This window comes from Polaromonas sp. (assembly GCF_029945895.1).
Classification (GTDB): Bacteria; Pseudomonadota; Gammaproteobacteria; order Burkholderiales; family Burkholderiaceae_C; genus Polaromonas.
Genome location: NZ_JAQSDL010000080.1, coordinates 160,123 through 181,739, shown reverse-complemented (window position 1 = coordinate 181,739; position 21,617 = coordinate 160,123). Strand labels below are relative to the sequence as shown.

23 protein-coding genes are annotated in these 21,617 nt (G+C 63.7%); 15 read left to right on the top strand and 8 right to left on the bottom strand.

The features are described 5' to 3' along the window. Positions 1 to 787 (top strand): DMT family transporter (locus PSV33_RS10400; protein WP_300561307.1); only part of this gene is annotated, 787 nt, incomplete at its 5' end. After that, positions 784 to 1,920 (top strand): enoyl-CoA hydratase/isomerase family protein, encoded by a 1,137-nt coding sequence (locus PSV33_RS10395; RefSeq protein ID WP_300561305.1) that lies wholly within the window; start codon positions 784 to 786, stop codon positions 1,918 to 1,920. The genes PSV33_RS10400 and PSV33_RS10395, both read left to right, overlap by 4 nt. Positions 1,921 to 1,927: 7 nt before the next feature. On the opposite strand, the gene PSV33_RS10390 is transcribed toward PSV33_RS10395, so the two are convergent. The 4 genes from PSV33_RS10390 to smpB form a co-directional block, all read right to left on the bottom strand. Beyond that, entirely contained in the window at positions 1,928 to 2,749 is an 822-nt protein-coding gene (locus tag PSV33_RS10390) for an anti-sigma factor (protein ID WP_300561303.1), read from the bottom strand. 12 nt (positions 2,750 to 2,761) lie between these two features. Further along, positions 2,762 to 3,301: a sigma-70 family RNA polymerase sigma factor gene (locus tag PSV33_RS10385; RefSeq protein ID WP_300561299.1), complete on the bottom strand. Its 540-nt coding sequence runs from the start codon at positions 3,299 to 3,301 to the stop codon at positions 2,762 to 2,764. 27 nt (positions 3,302 to 3,328) lie between these two features. Next, complete coding sequence (locus PSV33_RS10380; RefSeq protein ID WP_300561296.1) at positions 3,329 to 3,700, bottom strand: hypothetical protein; 372 nt, start codon at positions 3,698 to 3,700, stop codon at positions 3,329 to 3,331. Positions 3,701 to 3,828: 128 nt separating this feature from the next. Continuing rightward, positions 3,829 to 4,383, bottom strand: a complete 555-nt coding sequence (gene smpB, locus PSV33_RS10375) for an SsrA-binding protein SmpB (RefSeq protein WP_300561293.1) — start codon at positions 4,381 to 4,383, stop codon at positions 3,829 to 3,831. 55 nt (positions 4,384 to 4,438) lie between these two features. Between smpB and PSV33_RS10370 the strand changes: the two genes are divergently transcribed. After that, a complete protein-coding gene (locus PSV33_RS10370) occupies positions 4,439 to 4,891 on the top strand; it encodes a type II toxin-antitoxin system RatA family toxin (protein WP_300561291.1) in 453 nt (150 codons plus the stop codon). Between the two features lie 5 nt (positions 4,892 to 4,896). Next, positions 4,897 to 5,235: an RnfH family protein gene (locus PSV33_RS10365; protein ID WP_300561289.1), complete on the top strand. Its 339-nt coding sequence runs from the start codon at positions 4,897 to 4,899 to the stop codon at positions 5,233 to 5,235. Positions 5,236 to 5,253: 18 nt separating this feature from the next. Here PSV33_RS10365 and PSV33_RS10360 read toward each other — a convergent pair whose 3' ends face one another. Continuing rightward, complete coding sequence (locus PSV33_RS10360) at positions 5,254 to 5,790, bottom strand: DUF4124 domain-containing protein (protein ID WP_300561286.1); 537 nt, start codon at positions 5,788 to 5,790, stop codon at positions 5,254 to 5,256. A 143-nt stretch (positions 5,791 to 5,933) separates the two neighbouring features. On the opposite strand from PSV33_RS10360, the gene guaB reads away from it, so the two are divergent. The 7 genes from guaB to PSV33_RS10325 all read left to right on the top strand — a co-directional run bounded on the left by guaB (position 5,934) and on the right by PSV33_RS10325 (position 13,101). Further along, entirely contained in the window at positions 5,934 to 7,403 is a 1,470-nt protein-coding gene (gene guaB / locus PSV33_RS10355) for an IMP dehydrogenase (protein ID WP_300561283.1), read from the top strand. A gap of 64 nt (positions 7,404 to 7,467) precedes the next feature. After that, on the top strand, positions 7,468 to 9,081 hold the full coding sequence (gene guaA / locus PSV33_RS10350; protein ID WP_300561280.1) for a glutamine-hydrolyzing GMP synthase: 1,614 nt from the start codon (positions 7,468 to 7,470) through the stop codon (positions 9,079 to 9,081). 41 nt (positions 9,082 to 9,122) lie between these two features. After that, positions 9,123 to 9,707 (top strand): RNA 2',3'-cyclic phosphodiesterase, encoded by a 585-nt coding sequence (gene thpR / locus PSV33_RS10345; RefSeq protein ID WP_300561278.1) that lies wholly within the window; start codon positions 9,123 to 9,125, stop codon positions 9,705 to 9,707. A gap of 73 nt (positions 9,708 to 9,780) precedes the next feature. Beyond that, positions 9,781 to 10,416: an FMN-binding negative transcriptional regulator gene (locus tag PSV33_RS10340; RefSeq protein WP_300561276.1), complete on the top strand. Its 636-nt coding sequence runs from the start codon at positions 9,781 to 9,783 to the stop codon at positions 10,414 to 10,416. 1 nt (position 10,417) lies between these two features. Further along, a complete protein-coding gene (locus PSV33_RS10335; RefSeq protein ID WP_300561275.1) occupies positions 10,418 to 10,657 on the top strand; it encodes a hypothetical protein in 240 nt (79 codons plus the stop codon). Between the two features lie 66 nt (positions 10,658 to 10,723). Beyond that, on the top strand, positions 10,724 to 12,106 hold the full coding sequence (gene tadA, locus PSV33_RS10330) for a tRNA adenosine(34) deaminase TadA (protein WP_300561273.1): 1,383 nt from the start codon (positions 10,724 to 10,726) through the stop codon (positions 12,104 to 12,106). A 44-nt stretch (positions 12,107 to 12,150) separates the two neighbouring features. Further along, positions 12,151 to 13,101, top strand: a complete 951-nt coding sequence (locus PSV33_RS10325; protein WP_300561271.1) for an LD-carboxypeptidase — start codon at positions 12,151 to 12,153, stop codon at positions 13,099 to 13,101. A gap of 70 nt (positions 13,102 to 13,171) precedes the next feature. On the opposite strand, the gene PSV33_RS10320 is transcribed toward PSV33_RS10325, so the two are convergent. Continuing rightward, positions 13,172 to 13,492, bottom strand: coding sequence for a hypothetical protein (locus PSV33_RS10320; protein WP_300561269.1), 321 nt, complete (start codon positions 13,490 to 13,492; stop codon positions 13,172 to 13,174). A gap of 313 nt (positions 13,493 to 13,805) precedes the next feature. On the opposite strand from PSV33_RS10320, the gene PSV33_RS10315 reads away from it, so the two are divergent. Then, positions 13,806 to 15,236 carry an aldehyde dehydrogenase family protein gene (locus PSV33_RS10315; RefSeq protein WP_300561267.1) on the top strand — a complete coding sequence of 477 codons (1,431 nt, stop codon included), beginning with the start codon at positions 13,806 to 13,808 and terminating at the stop codon, positions 15,234 to 15,236. A gap of 87 nt (positions 15,237 to 15,323) precedes the next feature. Further along, positions 15,324 to 17,861, top strand: a complete 2,538-nt coding sequence (locus PSV33_RS10310; RefSeq protein ID WP_300561264.1) for a penicillin acylase family protein — start codon at positions 15,324 to 15,326, stop codon at positions 17,859 to 17,861. A 28-nt stretch (positions 17,862 to 17,889) separates the two neighbouring features. Here PSV33_RS10310 and PSV33_RS10305 read toward each other — a convergent pair whose 3' ends face one another. Both PSV33_RS10305 and PSV33_RS10300 read right to left on the bottom strand, forming a co-directional pair. Further along, positions 17,890 to 20,067, bottom strand: coding sequence for a catalase (locus PSV33_RS10305; protein WP_300561262.1), 2,178 nt, complete (start codon positions 20,065 to 20,067; stop codon positions 17,890 to 17,892). A gap of 76 nt (positions 20,068 to 20,143) precedes the next feature. Next, positions 20,144 to 20,401 carry a hypothetical protein gene (locus PSV33_RS10300; RefSeq protein WP_300561259.1) on the bottom strand — a complete coding sequence of 86 codons (258 nt, stop codon included), beginning with the start codon at positions 20,399 to 20,401 and terminating at the stop codon, positions 20,144 to 20,146. 410 nt (positions 20,402 to 20,811) lie between these two features. On the opposite strand from PSV33_RS10300, the gene PSV33_RS10295 reads away from it, so the two are divergent. Beyond that, the gene (locus PSV33_RS10295) at positions 20,812 to 21,105 is read left to right on the top strand and encodes a hypothetical protein (RefSeq protein WP_300561256.1); all 294 of its coding nucleotides are present in this window, start codon (positions 20,812 to 20,814) and stop codon (positions 21,103 to 21,105) included. Between the two features lie 33 nt (positions 21,106 to 21,138). Then, the gene (locus PSV33_RS10290) at positions 21,139 to 21,405 is read left to right on the top strand and encodes a hypothetical protein (protein ID WP_300561254.1); all 267 of its coding nucleotides are present in this window, start codon (positions 21,139 to 21,141) and stop codon (positions 21,403 to 21,405) included. The last annotated feature ends 212 nt before the right edge of the window (positions 21,406 to 21,617 follow it).

The following is a 21,617-nucleotide window of genomic DNA, read 5'->3' as shown; positions in this document are numbered from 1 at the left end:
CAGTTTCGAAGTGACCTTCTGGCGCAGTTTTTTCACGCTGCTGTCGCTGCTGGTCCTCCTGCCGCTGTTTCAGGGGCGTGCGGTGTTCTCCAGAATCCGCCATGCGGGCCGCTTCCTGTGGCTCTCGGGGGTTTGCTGGAGCATCATGTTCACCGCCTTCATGCTGGCGCTGACCATGACCAGTGTGGCCAATGTGCTGGTCACCATGGCGCTCGGGCCTTTCCTGACCGCGCTGATCGCCAGGATGTTCATTGGCCACCGGATCGCGCCGCGCACCTGGCTCGCGATTGCCGTGGCGGGCGTGGGCATTGCCTGGATGTACGGCAGCCAGCTCACCATGGGCGGCGGTATCGCGCAGTTCACCGGCACACTGGTCGCCTTGCTGGTGCCCATGGCCGCGGCCGTGAACTGGACCGTGGTGCAGCGCAGCCAGGCGCATGGCGAGAAAATCGACCTGGTGCCGGCCGTGCTGGTGGGCGCTGCGATTTCTTCGCTGCTGACGCTGCCGCTGGCGTTTCCGTTTGTGGCGACGCCGCACGACATCGGCCTGCTGGCCCTGCTGGGCCTGGTTCAGCTGGCGATCCCCTGCGTGCTGTCGGTGGTCTGTGCCCGGGTGCTGAAAGCGCCCGAGATGGCCTTGCTGGCGCTGCTGGAGATCATTTTCGGCATTCTGCTGGCCTGGGCCGGCGCGGGCGAGGTGCCTGCTGCCAGCGTGCTGACCGGCGGCCTGCTGGTTATCGGGGCGCTGGTTGCCAATGAATTGATGGGATGGAGACAGAGAGCATGAACCAGACAACAACACATACACCGACCCACAGCGACATCCTGACCGAGGTGCGCGGGGGTGTCGGCTTCATCACGTTGAACCGGCCCAAGGCGCTCAATGCGCTCTCGCTGTCCATGGTGCGCGACCTGACGGCGGCGCTGACAGCATGGCAGGGTGATGCGGCCGTGGTGGCTGTGGCCATTCGCGGGACCAACAAGGCGGGGCGACCCGGCACGCCGGAGAGCCTGTTCGGCGGATTTTGCGCCGGCGGCGACATCCGCTTTTTTCACCAGGCCGCGCTGGCCGGTGATTCGGACCTGGACGCTTTTTTCACCGAGGAATACCGCCTCAACCACCTGATCCACAACTATCCCAAGCCCTACATTGCCTTCATGGACGGTGTGGTGATGGGCGGCGGCATGGGAATCAGTGTCGGTGCCAGGGTCCGTATCGTGACCGAACACACCAAGATGGCCATGCCGGAAACCAACATCGGGCTGTTTCCCGATGTCGGCGGTGGCTACTTCCTGAGCCGCTGTCCGGGCAGTGTGGGGGAGTACCTGGCGTTGACCGGGGTGGTGATTGGTGCGGGCGAGGCGCTCGCTTACGGCCTGGCCGACATCGAGCGGCCCGCTGCCAGTCTGCCGGGTCTGTGGCAGCAGCTGGGGGATCAGGCCTTTTCCGATGTTTCCGCGGCCGAGCAATGGATTGCTACCAATTTTGTAGCTGGTGGCGCCCGTCCTGAAAGGGCTGAGAGCAGATTTGATGCTTGTTTTTCGCTGGCCCGGGTGAAACACATCGTCGACGCCCTGGAAGCCGCGAAGGACGACGACTGGGCGCAAAAGACCGCTGTCGTGCTGCGCAAACGTTCACCGTTGATGCTGCATGTGACCCTGGAGCAGATTCGCCGCGCCCGCAGCATGAGCCTGGCGGACGATTTGCGCATGGAGCGCGACATGGTGCACCACTGCTTCCACCTCCGCCCCGGCGCGGCCAGCGAGACGGTCGAGGGTATACGTGCGCTGGCGGTTGACAAGGACTACACGCCGAAGTGGAACCCGGCCCACATTGAAGATGTCAAGCCGCAGATGGTGCAGGCGTTTTTCGCCAGTCCCTGGGCGGCCGAAGCGCATCCCCTGCGCGACCTCCAGTGAAGCAGCCCTAAAGCTGCTGGTAGACCAGCTCGGCCAGCCGCATCAGTTCCTCACGCGCGACCGGGCCGCTCATGGCATATCCAAAGCCCTGGTCGGTCCAGTAAAACGCCGGCACTGGGCCGTCGCTGCTGTAACGGAAAGCGGTCTCCGCGCTGACCGGCTTGCCTGCCGCAGGGCTGCCCTCAAGCGCCCCCAGGTACAGGGTCACGCGCACGCCCGCAGCGTTCTGGAACATGAACTGCGCGCGGGCACCGTCATCTCCGGGTAACAACCTGCCACCCACCAGCTCATAGCCCTGGCTGGACAGCAGGGGCACCTTGACCGGTTTACCCAGGCGTCTGGACAGCCATTGCACCAGGTGGTCCTGCTGGGCCGCGCCGACTTCCACCGGGTGCCGCACTTCCGGCGCAAACACCGCATGGGCCAGCGTGGCCTGGTGCGCAAAAGCCTGGCTGGCGCGTGCTGCATGGCCTGCGGCATAAGAGGCCTTGCTACCGAGCTGACCGTGCGCCGTCCAGCCGACGGCAAAGGCCAGCAGCACGCCAGCGGCCATGCCGCCCCAGCGCCACCACGGGTCCAGCGCCTGCCGCTCGCGGGTGCTGCGTTGCACGGTCGCCAGCAAGGTTTCGGGAATGGGCTCGTCCAGCAGCTTCTGGTGCAGGCCGCGCAGCGCCTCACGCTGGTCCTGCCAGGCTTTCAAGGTTTCACCCACCAGGGGATCGTCCGCAACGCGTGCCATGGCGGCTGCCCGCTGTCCGGCTGTCAGTTGCCCATCGACCAGCGCATTGAGCTCGTCGTGGGGCAGGGGAGGTGTTCTTGAAGCGTCCATGGTGTGGGCTTGTTAGGGGAGTCGCCGCAAGGCCGAAACGTTCCCGGGGCTGTCTGTGGCCGCCTGAAACTGCGCCGGTTTGTCCATCAGCTCACGCAGGCGGGTGCGTGCCCGCGACAGGCGCGACATGACGGTGCCCAGCGGCACGCCCACCACGCGGGCGACCTGCTCGTAACTCATGTCTTCCAGGCTGACGAGCAGCAGCACGGCACGCTGGTCTTCGGGCAGCCGGAGCAGGCAACGCTGCAGGTCCAGAGCCTGGTCCTGCCTTCCATCGGGTGCTGCCAGCGTGTTGGCCAGTTCATCCACGTCAAGCGCAGGGCCCGCCTGCAGTTGCCGCGCCGCACTGCGCCGCTGGTTCATGAACAGGTTGTGCATCAGGGTGAACAGCCAGGCCCGCAGATCGGACCCGGCCGTCCAGAGACGCCATTTGCTGCAGGCGCGTTCCAGTGTGTCCTGCACCAGGTCGTCGGCGGCCCAGGCATCGCCGGTCAGCGCGCGGGCGTAGCGCCGCAGCCCGGGAATCTGTGCAATCAACTCGGAACGATCCATGGATGGCGTTCAACCCGGCCTGCAAATTCAGGGCTTGACGATGTGCCAGACGTTCTGCACGCCGTCACCGGTCTTGTCGCCGGCCTTGGTGTCCTTGACCCAGTAGTACAGCGGCTTGCCTTTCATGGCCCACTGCTTCTTGCCGTCGTCGCGCGTGATGATTGTGTAGTCGCCCGAGGCCTTGTCCGTCTCGGCTGCCATCAGCGGTGGCCAGTTGGTGGCGCAGGGGCCATTGCAGACGGACTTGCCGCTGCCGGTGACGTCTCGGTCAAAGGTGTAAAGCGTCATGCCGTTCGGGCCGACCAGCATGCCATCGGCGACTCTGGCGGGCGAGCTGGTCATGGAGGCGCAGCCGCCGAGGAGGGCGGCGGTGAGGACGGCGATGGTCAGGAATTTCATGGTGAGCTCCGGTAGGTGAGGTTGGTTGGGCAGAACAGCTCTGCCACCGGATAAACACCCTCAGGGGCCAGTTTATTCCCTGCCTTGGAAAATATTTCTCAATGACAGGCTTCGGATGGGCCAGGTCGTCAGCGGCTGCGCGACTTCATCGCGCGTTCGACCTCGCGCTTGCCTTCGCGGTCCTTGATGGTGTCACGCTTGTCGTGTTCGCCCTTGCCCTTGGCCAGTCCCACCTCACATTTGACCTTGCCGGCCTTCCAGTGGAGGTTCAGCGGTACCAGTGTGAAGCCCTTCTGCTCGATCTTGCCGATCAGTCGGCGGATCTCGTCCTTGTGCATCAGCAGCTTCTTGGTGCGCACCGAGTCCGGGCGGACGTGGGTGGAAGCGGTCCCCAGCGGATTGATCTGGCAGCCGATCAGGAACAGCTCGCCGTTGCGGATCACCACGTAGCCGTCGGTCAGCTGCACCTTGCCCTCGCGCAGCGACTTGACCTCCCAGCCTTCAAGCACCATGCCGGCTTCGAAGCGTTCTTCAATGTGGTAGTTGAAAGTGGCCTTCTTGTTGTCGGCAATACGTATGGCGGCCGCAGCAGCCTTGGGTGTCAGGTTGATCGCGGGCTTGCCAGTGGATTTTCCGGAAGACGCGGCGGCCGGTTTTTTGGAGGATGCTTCTTTGGTGGCCATGGGTAAGAGGTAAGGGCGTCGTCGGCTAATACAATCGAGCGCAGCCCATGATTGTATGAAAACCGTTCACAAGTCCGTTTTGATCTGGTACAGCGCAGCCGAAATGTTCGCCTTGGTCACCGATGTCGCCAGCTATCCGCAGTTCTTGCCCTGGTGCGACCAGGCCAAGGTGGCGGAAGAAGACGCGCAGGGCATGACAGCCAAGGTCGGTATCGCGTTTGCGGGTATCCACCAGAGTTTCACCACCCGCAACACCCATGTGCCTGACCGCCAGGTCTCTCTCAAGCTGGTGGACGGCCCTTTTTCAAAGCTGGACGGCGATTGGGACTTCACACCCCTGGGTGACGGCAGCCAACGCGCCTGCAAGGTTGATCTGACCCTGCGCTACGATTTCGACAACGCGGCGCTCGCAGCGCTGGTGGGCCCGGTGTTTGAAAAGATCGCCGGCAGCCTGGTGGATGCCTTTGTCAAGAGGGCCACCCAGGTTTATGGCGAGGCCGCGGCCTGAACGTCATGGTGCTGCTGGATATTTCGCTGCTGTATTCGCCCGGACCGCGGGAAGTGCGCGAGTGGCATTTGACGCTTCCGACCGGCAGCACCGTGGCGCAGGCCATTGCAGCCAGCGGCCTGTTGGCCGAGTTTCCGGAGCTGGCGGCAGGCCGGCTTGGGGTCGGTATCTGGGGCCGGAAAACCACTTTGCGCCACGAATTGCACCAGCAGGACCGGCTGGAGATCTACCGCCCGCTGCGGGTGGACCCGAAGATTGCGCGGCGCGAACGTTTCAGCAAGCAGGGCGTGAAGAAATCGGGGCTGTTTGCCAAAAAAAGGGCAGGGGCCAAGGCCGGGTACTGAAAGAGACCGGCTCGCTACCTACTTGCAGTCGCTGTCCATGATCGCCTGCAGGCGCTTGCTTTCGGCGGCACGTCCGCTGTCGTCCATGAACTCGCGCTCACCCTTGGCGTTGAGCGTGGATAACCTGTCTCCCGAATTGACGGAAGCCAAGCCCTTTTTGACCCTTTCACAGCTGTCGGCTCTGGCTTTAGCCACTTTTTCCTCTTCCGTCTTTTTCTTGGCAGCCTCCTCTTCCTCCAGTTTTTTCTTTTTGGCCTGCAATTCTGCATCCTTGCCGGAAATCTTCGGGGGAGTTGCTTTCGCAGGTGTCCCCGCGACTGCAGCCAGCGGGGCACCCTCGGCAGGCTCGGTGGCTGTTACTGACGCCTTGGCGCCACGCCGGCCGCCGGGCTGCTTGAGGATGTCCTTGTCCTGGATGTCAGAGGGGGGCGGACGGTCACTGAACACCTTGCGGCCGTCCTTGCCAATCCACTGCCACTGGGCGGCGGCCGACAGGGCAAAAGTCCAGCCGGCAATCAGCAGAACAAGGTGTTTGGGAGTGATTTTCAGTTCCATGGGATCAGTGTACTGGTTGCGCTCCTGCATGCGAGGATGGACGCCGCCTGGCGTGGCCTTTTTGTAACGCGGCAGGGAAGACTTTCGGCGCTAGGGTTTGTACCGACCGGCGCGGGTACAATCGTGTTTTTGGAGCCATCCCTATGCGCCTACTCGGCAAAGCGCTCACCTTCGACGACGTATTGTTGGTGCCAGCGTTCTCCCAGGTCCTGCCCAAGGACACCTCGCTTTCCACCCAGTTCTCAAGAAACATCCGCCTGAACCTGCCCCTGGTTTCGGCTGCGATGGACACGGTCACCGAAGCCCGGCTGGCCATTGCCATTGCGCAGGAGGGTGGAATCGGCATTGTTCACAAGAACCTGACGCCCAAGGAACAGGCCGCCCATGTGGCCAAGGTCAAGCGTTATGAGTCTGGCGTCGTGCGTGACCCGGTGGTCATCACGCCCGAACACACCGTGCTGCAGATACTGGAGCTGTCCGAACAACTCGGCATCTCGGGCTTTCCGGTCTGCGACGGCGGCAAGGTGGTGGGTATCGTGACCAGCCGCGACCTGCGCTTTGAGACCCGCTACGACGTCAAGGCGCACCAGATCATGACGCCGAGCGAGAAGCTGATCACGGTCAAGGAAGGCACGTCTGCCGCCGAGGCCAAGGCATTGCTCAACAAATACAAGCTTGAGCGCCTGCTGGTGGTCAATGACGACTTCGAGCTCAAGGGCCTGATCACGGTCAAGGACATCACCAAGCAGACCAATTTCCCCAATGCCGCACGCGACGCCTCGGGCCGCCTGCGCGTGGGCGCGGCTGTTGGTGTCGGCGAAGGCACCGAGGAACGTGTCGAAGCGCTGGTCAAGGCCGGCGTGGATGCGATCGTGGTCGACACCGCCCACGGCCACAGCCATGGGGTGATCGAACGCGTGCGCTGGGTCAAGAAGAACTATCCGCAGGTTGATGTGATCGGCGGCAACATCGCCACCGGTGCTGCTGCGCTGGCCCTGGTGGAAGCGGGCGCCGATGCGGTCAAGGTCGGCATTGGTCCCGGCTCCATCTGCACCACCCGCATCGTGGCGGGTGTGGGGGTGCCGCAGATCATGGCGATTGACAGTGTGGCCATGGCGCTGCGCGGCACCGGCATACCTCTGATTGCCGACGGCGGTATCCGCTACAGCGGCGACATCGCGAAGGCGATTGCCGCCGGCGCCGGCACCGTGATGATGGGCGGCATGTTTGCCGGCACCGAGGAAGCGCCCGGCGAAGTGATCTTGTTCCAGGGGCGCAGCTACAAGAGCTACCGCGGTATGGGCAGCATTGGCGCGATGCAGCAGGGCAGTGCCGACCGCTACTTCCAGGAAGCCACCACCGGCAACCCGAACGCCGACAAGCTGGTGCCCGAGGGCATCGAAGGCCGTGTGCCCTACAAGGGTTCCATGGTCGCCATCATTTACCAGATGGCCGGCGGCCTGCGCGCCAGCATGGGTTACTGCGGCTGCGCCACCATTGAAGACATGCGCAACCGGGCCGAATTTGTCGAGATCACGACGGCCGGCATTCGCGAAAGCCATGTGCACGATGTACAGATCACCAAGGAAGCGCCGAACTATCGGGCAGACTGATCATCCCGATGGCCCGAGGCGTCCGTGAAGGACGCCTTTTCTTTTTTTGCCTGAAACGCCTCTCATGCAGCACCAAAAAATCCTCATTCTCGATTTCGGCTCCCAGGTCACCCAGCTGATTGCACGGCGCATCCGTGAAGCCCACGTGTTCTGCGAAGTCCATCCCTGCGATGTGACCAGCGACTGGGTCCGCGACTACGCCCAGGACGGCAAGCTCAAGGGCATCATCCTGTCGGGTAGCCACGCCAGCGTTTACGAGGACAGCACCGACAAGGCGCCGCAGGCGGTGTTCGATGTAGGGGTTCCCGTGCTCGGCATCTGCTACGGCATGCAGACCATGGCGCACCAGCTCGGCGGCGTCGTGCAAAGCGGGCACAAGCGTGAATTCGGCTCTGCCGATGTGCGGGCGCATGGCCATACCCGGCTGCTCGAAGGCATCCAGGACTACGCGACCTCCGAAGGCCACGGCATGCTGGATGTGTGGATGAGCCATGGCGACAAGGTCACCGAGTTGCCGCCCGGCTTCAAGCTGATGGCCAGTACCGACAGCTGCCCGATCGCCGGCATGGCCGACGAAGAACGCCGGTTTTACGGCGTGCAGTTCCACCCTGAAGTCACACACACCAAGCGCGGCGCGGCCATCCTGGAGCGTTTTGTCCTTGAAATCTGCGGCACCCGGGCCGACTGGATCATGGGTGACTACATCAGCGAGGCGGTGGAGAAAATCCGCGCCCAGGTCGGCAGCGAGGAAGTGATTCTCGGTCTGTCCGGCGGCGTCGATTCGTCCGTTGCGGCGGCGCTGATTCATCGCGCCATCGGCGACCAGCTGACCTGCGTGTTTGTCGACCACGGCCTGCTGCGCCTGAACGAGGGCGACATGGTGATGGACATGTTTGTCGGCAAGCTGCACGCGAAAGTCATTCGCGTCGATGCCGCCGACCAGTTCCTCGGCCACCTCAAGGGCGTCAGCGACCCGGAAGCCAAGCGCAAGATCATCGGCCGCGAGTTCGTGGAAGTGTTCAAGGCGGAAGCTGGCAAGCTCAAGAACGATCACTCGCGCCATGTGGCCTGGCTGGCCCAGGGCACGATTTATCCGGACGTGATCGAGAGCGGCGGCTCCAAGAACAAAAAGGCCATCACGATCAAGAGCCACCACAACGTGGGCGGCCTGCCCGAGCAGCTCGGCCTGAAGCTGCTCGAGCCCCTGCGCGAGCTGTTCAAGGACGAAGTGCGCGAGCTGGGCGTGGCGCTGGGCCTGCCTTTTCACATGGTGTACCGCCACCCCTTCCCGGGCCCGGGCCTGGGCGTGCGGATTCTTGGCGAAGTCAAAAAGGAATACGCCGATTTGCTGCGCCGCGCCGACGCCATCTTCATTGAAGAGCTGCGCAATTTCACCGACGATGCCACCGGCAAGAGCTGGTACGACCTGACCAGCCAGGCCTTTGCGGTGTTCCTGCCGGTCAAAAGCGTGGGTGTCATGGGCGACGGCCGCACTTACGACTACGTGGTGGCGCTGCGCGCGGTGCAGACCAGCGACTTCATGACCGCCGACTGGGCCGAGCTGCCTTATGCGCTGCTTAAAAAGGTCTCCAGCCGCATCATCAACGAAGTGCGCGGCATCAACCGCGTGACCTACGACGTCAGCAGCAAGCCCCCGGCCACCATCGAGTGGGAATAGGGCGCAACACCGGCCACGTGCGTATGCATCCCGCCAGCACCATGTCTGAGCAGTCTTTCCTGCCTGGCTTTGAGGCTGCACCCCAACCCACGGACAGGCTGTTTTTCGCCATCTACCCGGACGCGGCTAGCGCAGCCCACATTGCCCAGCTTGCGCAGCAACTGCGTGCGGAACAGGCCCTGCTGGGCAAGCCGCTGAAACCGGAGCGCTTCCATGTCACGCTGCATCACCTGGGTGATTACGCCGGGTTGCCCCAGGATCTCGTCGCCGCAGCGTGCGGTGCGGCGGCAAGCGTGGCGGCTGCTCCGTTTGACATCACCTTCGACCGCGCTGCCAGCTTCGCCAGTACGCCGCGCAACCGGCCCTTTGTCCTGCGCGGCGCGGGCGGCCTGGCGGCTCTGGCCGCTTTCCAGCAGAGCCTCGGTGAAGCGCTGAAAAAAACCGTGCTCGGCCGCTGGGCCAAGCCGGGCTTCACGCCCCACGTGACGCTTCTCTACGATGACCGCAGCGTTCCCGAGCAGGCCGTGGCGCCGGTTTCCTGGACCGCGCACGAGTTTGTTCTCGTGCACAGCCTGATTGGCCAGACGTTGCATGTGCCCCTGGCGCGCTGGCCTTTGCACGCCTGAGTTGCCCGTGGCACCGTAGCGCGAACGCGCCTGCCGTTTCGGGCGTCCGGCTTTTTGTCGGATACTTCAGCCTATGTATTTACCACCCCAGTTCAAGGGTGACCGTGTGCAGGCCCAGGCACTGATCACCGACCATCCCTTCGCCAGCCTGATCAGCGTGGACGACGCGGGGCTGCCTTACGTGACACACCTGCCGCTGCATCTGGAAGCCAGGGGCGAGCAGCTGGTGCTGCTTGGTCATGTGGCCAAACCCAACCCGCACTGGCGCTATCTGCAAGCCAGGCCGCAGGCGGTGGCGACCTTTCTCGGACCCCATGCCTACCTGTCACCCAAGGTCTATCCCGACCTGGCGCGCGTGCCGACCTGGAATTACCTCGCGGTGCATTGCACCGTGCAGGCCACCCTGATCGAGAACCCCGTCGCCAAGGATGCCCTGCTGAAAAAACTCATCGGGGACCACGAGCCGCCTTATGCCGAGCAATGGCGCGGCCTGGGCGAGGAGTTTGCCCACAAGATGCTGGCCGGCATTGTGGCCTTCGAATTGGAGGTGACCGACCTGCAGTGCAAGCTCAAACTCAACCAGCACCGGCCCGAGGCGCACGCGGCCATGAAGGCCATGTACGGCGCTGGCACGCCCGACGAACAGGCGCTGGCCGGCTGGATGGACCGGCTGGGCATGGGGGCCGGCGCCCCGCGCGAGGAGAGCTGACATGCGCGCCATCTTTGGTGTTCTGAGCCTGCTGGTCGTGGTCGCCATCATCGGTGTGCTGGCGAAAAAGCAGCTCTCCCCGGCGCCTGTGAAGGTGGCACCGGCAGACGCTGGCCTGGCTTTGCCCGCGCCGGCGGCCGGCGCCACACCCCAGCAGCAAAGTCAGCAGATCCAGAACCAGGTGCGCCAGTCGATCGAGAGCGCGATGCAGCAGGCCCGGCCCATGCCGGAAGACAAATGATTTGTATCAAATCGGGCTCTGGCCCAATTGATACTTGCGGAAGATGCTATTAAAAAAGAAGCAATCATGAGCGACGCCGACTACATGCAACTGGCGCTGGCGCAGGCCCGGCAAGCCGCCGAAGCGGGCGAGGTGCCGGTCGGTGCGGTGCTGGTGCGGCAGGGTCAGGTGATCGCCACTGGCTGCAATCAACCCATCAGCGGGCATGACCCGACGGCCCATGCCGAAATGCAGGCCTTGCGGTCTGCCGCCCAGGCCGGCGGCAACTACCGGCTCGATGAGTGCGAACTGTTTGTCACGCTGGAGCCCTGTGCCATGTGCGCCGGCGCCATGCTGCATGCGCGGCTCAAGCGGGTGGTGTTCGGTGCGCCGGATCCGAAAACCGGGGCGGCCGGGTCCGTCATCGACCTGTTCGCCAACCCGCAGCTCAATCACCAGACGCGGGTAGAGGGCGGCGTGCAGGCCGCGGAATGCGGCGTGCTGCTGCAGGATTTTTTCCGGCAGCGGCGCGGCGAACAGCGCCAGGAGACAAAACTGAATCATCCCCTGCGCGATGACGCACTGCGCACGCCCGACAGCGCGTTCGCCGGTCTGCCGGACTATCCCTGGGCGCCCCGGTACATCAGCGACCTGCCATCCCTGGGCGGCCTGCGCATGCATTACCTCGACGAGGGGCCACAGGATGGCCTCACCTGGCTGTGCCTGCACGGCAATCCGGCCTGGAGCTATCTGTACCGCAAGATGATCCCGGTGTTCCTGGCGGCCGGGGACCGGGTGGTGGCGCCCGATCTGATAGGTTTCGGCAAAAGCGACAAACCCAAAAAGGACAGCTTTCACAGCTTCACCGGACATCGGCAGACCCTGCTGGAGCTGGTCGAACGGCTGGACCTGAAAAACATCGTGCTGGTGGTGCAGGACTGGGGCGGCCTGCTGGGCCTGACCCTGCCGATGGCCGCGCCTGACCGTTACCGGGGGCTGCTGGTCATGAACACCACGCTGGCGACCGGCGATGTGCCTTTGTCGCCCGGTTTTCTGGCTTGGCGCGAGATGTGCGCCAAGAACCCGGAGTTCGATGTGGCACGGCTTTTCGCCCGTGGCAACCCGCAGATGCGCGCCGAAGAATGTGCCGCCTACAACGCACCTTTCCCCGACCGGGGCCACCGCGCTGCCCTGCGCGCCTTTCCGGCCCTGGTGCCGGAGGCCGAGGACTCGGACGGTGCAGCTGTTTCACGCGAGGCACGCAGTTTCTGGCGCGATCGCTGGCAAGGCCGGAGCCTGATGGCCGTCGGTGCGCAGGACCCGGTGCTCGGCGTGCCGGTCATGCAGCAATTGCAGACCATGATCCGCGGCTGCCCCGAGGCCACGGTGTTGCCGCAGGCAGGGCATTTTGTGCAGGAGCATGGGAAAAGCATTGCGCACCAGGCCGTCCATTGCCTGGGCGGCAGGTGAGCGGCTGCGCAGCGACTGACCCGGGCAGTGGGATACTCCGTCTCGTGAAAAAACATATCTATATCTACTCCCCCTCCAGCGCCGTGCGCGACAAGGCTGCTTTCAAGCGTGGCGTGCGGCGCCTGACCGCGCTGGGTTATGAGGTCGAGCTGGACGAGGCCGCACTGAGCAGCCACCAGCGCTTCGCCGGCGACGACGAAACCCGGCTGGCCGCGATCGCCCGGGCGGCCGCCAGCGGGGCCGATGTGGCGCTGATCTCCCGGGGCGGCTACGGACTGACACGCCTGCTGCCGCATATCAATTACAAGGCGCTGGACAGGGCTGTGTCCCGGGGAACGCGTTTTGTCGGCCTGAGCGATTTCACGGCCCTGCAAAATGCGCTGCTGGCCAAAACCGGGGCAGTGACCTGGGCGGGTCCGGCACTCGGCGAGGACTTCGGAACTGAAGGCCAGCCCGACGACATCATGGAAGCCTGCTTTGACGACCTGATCACGGGGCAGGGCGAAGGCACAGGCTGGCGGCTGCCGAAAATTGCTACGAAATCAATAGCTGGTGGCGCTTGGCAGGCGGGGGCTGACGGCCAATTTGGCGTGAAGAATGCAGTGTTATGGGGCGGCAACCTTGCGGTGCTGAGTTCGCTCGTGGGCACCCCCTACCTGCCTCAGGTGAAGGGTGGCATTCTGTTTCTGGAGGAAGTGCATGAACACCCGTACCGGCTGGAGCGCATGTTGACACAGCTGCTGCACGCTGGCGTGCTGGCGCGGCAGAAGGCGGTGGTCCTGGGGCAGTTCACCAACTACAAGCTCGTGCCGCACGACAAGGGGTTCAAGCTGGCCACGGTGGTGGCGTGGTTGCAGCGCCAGCTCAAGGCGCCCGTGCTCAGTGGGCTGCCGTTTGGTCATGTGCCGACCAAGGTGGTGTTGCCGGTGGGAGAGAAAGTGACGCTGGCTGTGGAGGACCGGGATGCTTTCCTGCTCTGGGGTCACAGCCATTGAGCAGGGGGAATGCACCGGACAGCCGGGTGGTTGGAACGGGCGGGTGGCGCCTCTACTGGTGATCGGCGGCTTAGCTGGTCAGGGAACTGCGCCGGGAGCCGAGACTGCCGGGCAACAGGCCGTCAAACATTTTGGTGATGCCGCTGACCTTCTGGCGGGCGATGGTTTCGCCCTGCATGGCCGACAGCACGGCCATGACGTCACCACGGGCATACCAGAGACCTTGCGCGTCCTGGGCATAACGCACCCGCAGCGCAATTTTCGGGTAATGTTTCTCGCCAAACTCACCGAGTTCATTGAGCATCAATTGCCGAATGCTTTCGGTCCGCTTTTCCAGGCTGGAAGGCGTCACTTCACCACCATGGAGCAGACCCAGCAAACTGCTTTTCAAGTCAGGTTTAATCCAGCGCATAGAGCTTGTGCTTTCGATAGTTGGCCGGTGCGGAGCCGTGCGGTCTGGTAGATTAAGCCTCCACGGTGACAGATGCAAGATCTATCCCGTGACATGGTTAACGTAAAACAACAAATAAATCAACGTGTTAGTAAGCAAATGTCATGTTGATTCTTGCAGTGCATACCAAAGTAGTACTTTTTAATTCGTCACGCACGGCCCATGCATTGAAAATTACCATGATTTTCTTTGTGACTTATTTGCCACTTACCACCCCGTTTTCTTTCAACAACCTCTCTTTCCCGAGCTTGATATGACTACATACCCTTCGCACTACATCAACGGCCAGTGGGTCAAGGCGCAATCGGCAGAGACCCTGCCGGTGCACGACTCCAGCACCGAGGAGGTCATGGCAACCGTGCCGGCCGGCACAGCGCTGGAAGCCGAACGGGCCGTGCTGGCCGCCCGCGCTGCTTTTGACGCCTGGTCTGCCTTGCCCGTCGAAGACCGTGCGGCCTACCTCGAAAAAATCGCGGCCGGTCTGAAAGCCCGGACCGATGAGATGGCACAGACCATTGCACGCGAGGTGGGCATGCCACTGAAAATGGCGCGGGCAGTTCAGGTGGGTGGGCCCACCTGGCACTGGGGCAACTTTGCCAAAATCGCGCGAAATTTCGAATGGGAAAAGAAAATCGGCAACTCGCTGGTAGTGCGCGAGCCGATCGGCGTGGTGGGCTGCATCACGCCGTGGAATTTCCCGCTCAGCCAGATCACCCTGAAAATCGCGCCGGCGCTGGCCGCCGGCTGCACCGTGGTGCTCAAGCCCAGCGAAATTGCGCCCGTCAATGCCATGATCCTGGCTGAAATCATTCACGAAGCCGGTCTGCCGCCCGGCGTGTTCAACCTCGTCAACGGCATGGGCCCGGTGGTGGGCGAAGTGCTGGCGACCCACCCCGAGGTCGACATGGTCAGTTTCACCGGGTCCACACGTGCCGGAAAACGTGTCGGTGAGCTCGCCAGCCAGTCGGTCAAACGCGTGGCGCTGGAACTCGGCGGCAAGTCGGCCAGCGTCATTCTTGAAGATGCCGACATGGAGGCGGCGGTCAAGGGCACGATCTCGGCCTGCATGCTCAACAGCGGTCAGACCTGCTCGGCCCACACCCGCATGCTGGTGCCGGCCAGCCGTTATGACGAGGTCAAGGCACTGGCGAAAACCGCCATCGCCAAGTTCAGCGTCGGCCCCAGCCTGGAGGAGACCAGCAAGCTCGGACCGCTGGTCAGCGCGAACCAGCGTGACCGCGTGCTGGGGTTCATTCGTACCGGTATCGAGGAGGGCGCCGACGTGATTGCGGGTGGTGCCCAGCCGCCCGCCTTTGACAAAGGCTATTTCGTGCAGCCCACCATCCTCGGCATCAAAGCCACCGACACCCTGGCCCAGGAAGAAATATTCGGTCCGGTGCTGGTGGTCATTCCGTACAAGGATGAAGAAGAAGCCGTGGCGATTGCCAACAACACCATCTACGGTCTGGGCGGTGGTGTCTGGAGCGGCAGCGACGACCATGCGGTCAAGGTCGCGCGCCGCATCCGCACCGGGCAGATCGACATCAACGGTGGCCCCTTCAACGCGAATGCCCCTTTTGGCGGGTACAAGCAGTCAGGCAATGGCCGCGAAGCGGGGGTGTACGGGTTCGAGGAGTTTCTGGAGATCAAGTCGCTGCAGCTCAAGCCGGTCGCAGCCGCCTGATTGCCGGCACCTGCCCCTGCGGGGGCTATTTTTTCAGGGGCGGTCCGGCGAAAATTCACCACCAACAACAACAAGGAGGAGGCGATCATGGTCTGGATCAAGCGGTTTTTCTGGGTATTGCTGGGACTGGCCGCGCTGCTGGCGGCAGCACTGGCCATTTACGCCACGCGGGCCCTGCCTGCACTGGATGGTGAACTCAAGCTGCCCGCGCTGGCAGCGCCCGTGACCGTGGCGCGCGACGGCGCCGACGTCACCCACATCAAGGCCCAGACCCCGCGCGACGCCTGGATGGCGCTCGGTTACGTGCATGCGCAGGAGCGCGGCTGGCAACTCGAGTTCAACCGCCGGGTCATGCACGGCGAGCTCTCCGAGGTGCTGGGCGAGGCCACGCTGGACACCGACAGGCTGCTGCGCACGCTGGGCATCATGGAGGCGGCGCAGCGCCAGTGGCAGGTGCTGCCGGCCGAGGCAAAACAGGCGCTGCAGGCCTACAGCGACGGCGTCAACGCGTTTTATGCCGGCAGCGCCCAGGCGCTGTCACCGGAATTCCACATTCTTGGCGTCAAGCCCGGTGGCAACGGCCTGCCGTGGACGCCGCAGGACAGCGTGGGCTGGGCGCTGATGATGGCACTGGACCTGGGCGGCAACTGGGGCAATGAATTTGCGCGTCTGTCTGCAGCCAAAGTTCTCAGCACCCAGGAGTTGTGGCAGCTGTTCACGCCTTACCCGGGCGAGGCGCCGGCCTCCAGAACCGATTTCGCCAAACTTTATGCAGGGCTCGGGGTTTTCCGTCCAGATGCTATCAAGACAGGAGCTGTCGCGCCAGTGCAGGAAAGGGCTGTGGGCCTTTTCGGCATACAAACCCTGGCCGCAAAGCCAGACCTGCTGGCGCTCGACATCAACGACTGGGCCGCCAACATCGGCAACGTGGAAGGCAAGGGATCGAATAACTGGGTGGTGGCCGGCAGCCACACCGTCAGCGGCAAACCCCTGCTGGCCAACGACCCGCACCTCGGTCTGTCGGCGCCTGCCATCTGGTACTTCGCCCGGTTGCAGGCACCCGCAGGCCAGGGGGCCGACGGCAAGGCCACCCCTGCGCTGGATGTCATTGGCGCCACTTTGCCAGGCCTGCCCTTTGTGGTGCTGGGCCGCACGGCCAAGGTGGCCTGGGGCTTTACCAACACCGGTCCCGATGTGCAGGACCTCTACCTCGAGCAGATCAATCCCGCCAACCCGCAGCAATACCGGGTACCCGGCAGCGGCGCGGTGCAATGGGCAGACTTCAGCACCCGCAGCGAAACCATCCGGGTCAAGGGAAAGCCCGACGTCAGCCTGAAGGTGCGCATCAGCCGCCACGGCCCGGTGCTCAGCGATGCGCAGAAAACCCATGCCGAGTTGCTGGACACCGCCAGGTACGTGATCGCACTGCGCTGGAGCGCGCTGGAAACCGACAACCTGACCGCAGTGGCGGCCTTGCGCGCCAACCAGGCGCAATCAGTGGACGAGTTGATCGCCGCGTACGCCGACCACCACTCGCCGATGCAGAACGTGGTGATGGCCGACGTGACCGGCAAGGTCGCCTACCAGGCGATCGGCAAGGTGCCGCTGCGCAAGGCCGACAACGACATTCTCGGCATCGCGCCGTCACCGGGCTGGGACGCCAGATATGACTGGGCGGGCTGGTTGCCCTACGCGCAGACGCCGCAGGCCGATGCGACGACGATCGGCAAAAAAGGCTGGTTCGCCAATGCCAACCAGAGCGTGGTGCCGGCGGGTTCCGACCTTTTCCTCGGGCAGGACTGGGTCGTGCCTTACCGCTTCGACCGCATCGAAAAACTGCTGGCTGCGCAGCCCCGGCATGACGCCGCATCCATGCAGGCTATCCAGTCCGACCAGCTGTCGTCGGCTACCTTGCGCTTGCTGCCCTTGTTGCAGAAAACCGTGTCGCAGCATCCGCTGGCCGCACAAGCGCAGGCGGCGCTGGCGGGCTTCGATGGTGTGATGCGGGCTGACAGTGGGGCGCCGCTGATTTTTTCGGTCTGGGTCGATGAACTGACCCGCGGCGTGATCGGCAGCAAGCTGGGCGAGGCGCGCCTCAAAAGTATGTACGGCAAGCGCCATTTCCGTAGCGCGATTGAAGAGATGGTGGAGCGCGACGACAAGGCCTGGTGCGGGCCTGCCGGCTGTGCCGCCCAGTCCACGGCGGCGCTGGACCGCGCCCTGACGGCCCTGCAGGCCAAGTGGGGCAGCCAGCCTGCGCAATGGAAGTGGGGCGAGGCACACCCGGCGCTGTCGGCGCACCGGCCTTTCAGCAACGTGGCCGCGCTGGCGCGGCTGTTTGATGTCAGTGTGCCGACCGGCGGGGACTCGTTCACGGTCAATGTCGGCCAGTACTGGCCCAATGATGAAAAAATTCCGTTCGCCAACCGGCATGCCGCCTCGCTGCGCGCGGTTTACGACCTGGCAGACCCCGAAAAGTCGCAGTTCATTTACCAGACCGGTCAGAGCGGCCTGTTTTTTTCCAGCCGCTACCGCGACATGAGCCGCACATGGGCCGACGTCGGCTACCGCCCGCTGCAGATGAACCCGGCCGGTTTCACCCACGAACTGACGCTCAAGCCCTGAGTCGGTCCCGCCTGAACCCTCGCGGGCTTCAGGCTGGGACAGCGTCGACGTTGAGGCGGTCCCAATGGCGATGTTGAGCCATGGCGCTTATCAGGGCCTGTGACAGCTGGCCGTCGGCCGCCTTGCGCGAGTCGCCCAGCAGAATGCCCGCGGTGGGCTCCATCAGCGCGCCGTCCCTGGTGTCCAGCGCAAAGCCCAGCGTGCCAAGCAGCTGCGCGCCTTCGTTGAGAGCGCAGACAGTCTTGCAATGTTTGTAAGCCTCAAGCACGAAATGGACCGCGTCACCCAGCAGTGCGAGGGCGGCAGTACTGGCCGTGCCGCCCGGTATGAGCACCGCATCAAACATGATGGACGAGGTGTTGGAAAACGTGTGGTCCGCAGGCAGCTGCTTGCCCGAGGAGGTGGTGACATGGCCGAGCTGGGGCGCCACCACCTTGCACTGGGCGCCGGCGTCCAGCAGCTCCTGATGCAGGCGCTTGAAACTCAGCAGGTCCACGCCGTCGGCAACCAGAATGGCAACCTTGCGTGTGCGGATGTTGTCGCTGGCCGGCCGGCCGGACATGCTCAGCGCCGCGTCGTCGTCGACGCTCTGCGCAATACGGTATTCGCGAAAGCCCAGCCGTCCGGCTGCGGCCCTGGCATCGGGGGCGTTGATGCCCAGCGGCGCCGCCACCCGGGCGGCCAGCCTGGCATCCACATGGGCCAGGTTGTCGACCATACGCTGGCGGATGTCGGGCACCTCGACCTTGGACAGTTCAAACCGGAAGGCTGCCACGATGTGGTCTTTTTCTGCCGGGCTCTGGCTGTTCCAGAACAGTGTGGCTTGCGAGAAATGGTCGTCAAACGAGGGACTGCGCCGGCGGATTTTCGGGGATTCCAGCACCTGGGGGTGGGTGTGAAAGCCCTGGGCGCCGCCATCGACGCGAAATTCCGCGCCCGTCGCCAGGGTGTTGGGTTCGTAAGCAACCCGACCCTTGCTGATGCCCTGGCGGTGCATGCCGTCACGCTGGAAGTTGTGGAAAGGGCAGACCGCCCGGTTGATCGGGATCTCGTGAAAGTTCGCCCCGCCCAGCCGCGACAGCTGGGTGTCCGTGTAGGAAAACAGGCGCCCCTGCAGCAGCGGGTCGTCGCTGAAGTCAATGCCCGGCACCAGATGGCCGGGGTGAAACGCCACCTGTTCGGTTTCGGCGAAGAAATTGTCCGGGTTGCGATTGAGCACCATCTTGCCGATGAGCTGCACCGGCACCACTGATTCGGGAATCAGCTTGGTCGGGTCCAGGATATCAAAGCCGAGCTTGTCTTCCTTGCCTTCCTCGATGATCTGCACACCGAGCTCCCACTCCGGAAAGTCGCCCTTGTCGATGGCTTCCCAGAGGTCCCGGCGGTGGTAGTCCGCGTCTTTTCCGGCGATCTTCTGGGCTTCGTCCCAGGCCAGGCCGTGTACGCCGAGTTTGGGTTTCCAGTGAAACTTCACAAAATGCGAATCGCCGTGCGCATTGATGAAACGGAAGGTGTGCACGCCAAAACCTTCCATCATCCGGTAGCTGCGTGGAATGGTGCGGTCTGACATCGCCCACATGAGCATGTGGGTCGACTCGGGCATCAGCGAGACAAAGTCCCAGAAGGTGTCGTGTGCGCTCGCGGCCTGCGGCATCTCGTTGTGCGGTTCAGGCTTGAGGGCATGGACCAGATCGGGAAACTTGATGGCGTCCTGAATGAAGAAGACCGGGATGTTGTTGCCCACCAGGTCGTAGTTGCCTTCATCGGTGTAGAACTTGACGGCGAAACCGCGCACGTCGCGTACCGTGTCGGCCGACCCGCGTGAACCGGCGACGGTGGAGAAACGCACGAACACCGGGGTTTCCAGCTCGGGATTCTGCAAAAAGCCAGCGCTGGTGAACTGCGTCATCGGCTTGTAGAGCTTGAAAAAACCGTGCGCTGCGGAGCCGCGTGCATGGACAACGCGCTCCGGGATGCGCTCATGGTCGAAGTGGGTGATTTTTTCGCGGAGGATGAAGTCCTCCATCAGCGTCGGACCACGGACGCCAGCCTTGAGCGAATTGTGGTTGTCTGGAATGTGCAGACCCTGGTTGGTCGTCAGTGTACTGGCGGCGTCTGCAGTAAAAGCCTGAAGCTGTTTGTGCTTTTCGGTGGCCCCGGGGGAAAGCTTGGGGGCGCTGGCTGTACTGCGCTTGGGTTGCGTCATCAGGGTTCCTTGGAAATGGTTCAAAAAGTGGGGGTTGTCGGCCGGACAGGACGTCCCTGCGGCAAATGACGGGGCGCTAACTGGACTCGCAGTCGAGCAGACGTTCCAGCCCTCTGACAATCATCATCACAGCCAGTGTCGCCACCAAGGCGACCATCAGCCAGGCAATAAACGTTTGCAGCGATTCGCCCATGCCATCGGGCAACATGGCCAACAGAGCGCCCAGGCAGACCAGGGCGCCTACCAGCCAGACCGCCGGTTCGAAAGGAGAATGCCGCCGCCGCGTGCCCTGGGTACCGGGTGCGTTGGTGGGGGAGGATGCTGTGAGCGCCATCGGGTGTCCTCATGAGAAGTGATCGGTGGAACAAAGAACCGTGGGGAAACATTGCATATGAGCAATCGCAGCTTAGAAGCCAGAGCAGCCGGGGGGCGTAGTTGGGCGGCGCCAGTGGCTGTAAGGGCCGTCGCGAGCCGTTGTAAGACGGGTCTTACTTCAATGCGTCGCACTGCCTGACTGCCAGGTGGTTCGCTCAAACGTTGTCCCATGCCGTGCCCCTGCCGCGGCTGCGGCCGGGACATCCTCCTACAGCGCGACACCGGGCTTTCCCTCAGGCCGCAGCGCTCAGGCCTCTTAAAGTTTCAGAACTGCAACAAGGGGACACGGCCGGGTTTGACGTCGCCCTTGTTCACACATTCGTTTTAGCGACCCGGAAGATCCGGATACGACCTGGAGAAATTGCCTTGATGATCACGCCACGCCACGAAGAAGAAAACAACGGGTCCGATGCGCCGTCGCGGCCGCTGAACGACGAGGTGCTGCAGTCGGCCGAACAGGCTGTGCTGAGTAACCCCGCTTCGGACGGGATTCTTGCACCCGCCGGCGAAGGTGCGGGAGCCACGGGTGTGCTGGGGCGTTACCGCGCAGCACTGGCCGGTCAGGTGGCGCGCAGGCCCGGGCAGTCTGCGTTGCTCGCGCTGGCGGCGGGCGCCCTGGGCGCCGCGCTGCTGCGATCTGCGGTCAACCGCCGCCGGCGCTGACATCTGCGCGGCACCCCTGCGGAAAAGCGTCCCATGAGCCTTCATCCCACTCCTCCCGCCTGGAAGGCCCACCTGCCACCCGGTAGCCCGCCGCCGGTGATGCCGCCTGTACAGGAGCCGTCGCCCGAGGTGATCGAGTTACCGCCGGGTGAGCCAGTCCAGCCCGTGCGGGAGCCAGGCCAGGTGAATCCGGCGCAGGCCTTCATCGGTCGCGACGACAGCCCAGATGGCCCTTTGCGCTTCGGCTCGCTGCTTTCACCCCCCGGCCGCTCAGCCTTGACACCGTCGTCCTGGGCCTGAGGGCGAAACCACCGGTTTTCGGGCTTGTGGATGGGATGCCGCGGAACACGGCAACCATCCTCTGCGTCTGTTGCAGCATCATGGTCAGCAACACCTGGCGCTCCCTTTCTTTGATCGGCCAGATGCGAACCCCGCCCCCTCCGCGCTAGCCTGTGCAGCGGGCCAGCTGCGCTGGCGGGAAACGTCCGGATGGCAATGCCCAACTGGTTGCG

What these genes read in the sequence shown, in the direction of transcription:
- guaB (WP_300561283.1), top strand. Translation starts at nt 5,934, where the DNA reads ATGCGCCTACTCGGCAAAGCGCTCACCTTCGACGACGTATTGTTGGTG.
- PSV33_RS10335 (WP_300561275.1), top strand. Translation starts at nt 10,418, where the DNA reads ATGCGCGCCATCTTTGGTGTTCTGAGCCTGCTGGTCGTGGTCGCCATC.
- guaA (WP_300561280.1), top strand. Translation starts at nt 7,468, where the DNA reads ATGCAGCACCAAAAAATCCTCATTCTCGATTTCGGCTCCCAGGTCACC.
- PSV33_RS10340 (WP_300561276.1), top strand. Translation starts at nt 9,781, where the DNA reads ATGTATTTACCACCCCAGTTCAAGGGTGACCGTGTGCAGGCCCAGGCA.
- PSV33_RS10385 (WP_300561299.1), bottom strand. Translation starts at nt 3,301, where the DNA reads ATGGATCGTTCCGAGTTGATTGCACAGATTCCCGGGCTGCGGCGCTAC.
- tadA (WP_300561273.1), top strand. Translation starts at nt 10,724, where the DNA reads ATGAGCGACGCCGACTACATGCAACTGGCGCTGGCGCAGGCCCGGCAA.
- PSV33_RS10315 (WP_300561267.1), top strand. Translation starts at nt 13,806, where the DNA reads ATGACTACATACCCTTCGCACTACATCAACGGCCAGTGGGTCAAGGCG.
- PSV33_RS10310 (WP_300561264.1), top strand. Translation starts at nt 15,324, where the DNA reads ATGGTCTGGATCAAGCGGTTTTTCTGGGTATTGCTGGGACTGGCCGCG.
- PSV33_RS10390 (WP_300561303.1), bottom strand. Translation starts at nt 2,749, where the DNA reads ATGGACGCTTCAAGAACACCTCCCCTGCCCCACGACGAGCTCAATGCG.
- PSV33_RS10300 (WP_300561259.1), bottom strand. Translation starts at nt 20,401, where the DNA reads ATGGCGCTCACAGCATCCTCCCCCACCAACGCACCCGGTACCCAGGGC.
- PSV33_RS10360 (WP_300561286.1), bottom strand. Translation starts at nt 5,790, where the DNA reads ATGGAACTGAAAATCACTCCCAAACACCTTGTTCTGCTGATTGCCGGC.
- PSV33_RS10290 (WP_300561254.1), top strand. Translation starts at nt 21,139, where the DNA reads ATGAGCCTTCATCCCACTCCTCCCGCCTGGAAGGCCCACCTGCCACCC.
- smpB (WP_300561293.1), bottom strand. Translation starts at nt 4,383, where the DNA reads ATGGCCACCAAAGAAGCATCCTCCAAAAAACCGGCCGCCGCGTCTTCC.
- PSV33_RS10305 (WP_300561262.1), bottom strand. Translation starts at nt 20,067, where the DNA reads ATGACGCAACCCAAGCGCAGTACAGCCAGCGCCCCCAAGCTTTCCCCC.
- thpR (WP_300561278.1), top strand. Translation starts at nt 9,123, where the DNA reads ATGTCTGAGCAGTCTTTCCTGCCTGGCTTTGAGGCTGCACCCCAACCC.
- PSV33_RS10365 (WP_300561289.1), top strand. Translation starts at nt 4,897, where the DNA reads ATGGTGCTGCTGGATATTTCGCTGCTGTATTCGCCCGGACCGCGGGAA.
- PSV33_RS10370 (WP_300561291.1), top strand. Translation starts at nt 4,439, where the DNA reads ATGAAAACCGTTCACAAGTCCGTTTTGATCTGGTACAGCGCAGCCGAA.
- PSV33_RS10380 (WP_300561296.1), bottom strand. Translation starts at nt 3,700, where the DNA reads ATGAAATTCCTGACCATCGCCGTCCTCACCGCCGCCCTCCTCGGCGGC.
- PSV33_RS10295 (WP_300561256.1), top strand. Translation starts at nt 20,812, where the DNA reads ATGATCACGCCACGCCACGAAGAAGAAAACAACGGGTCCGATGCGCCG.
- PSV33_RS10395 (WP_300561305.1), top strand. Translation starts at nt 784, where the DNA reads ATGAACCAGACAACAACACATACACCGACCCACAGCGACATCCTGACC.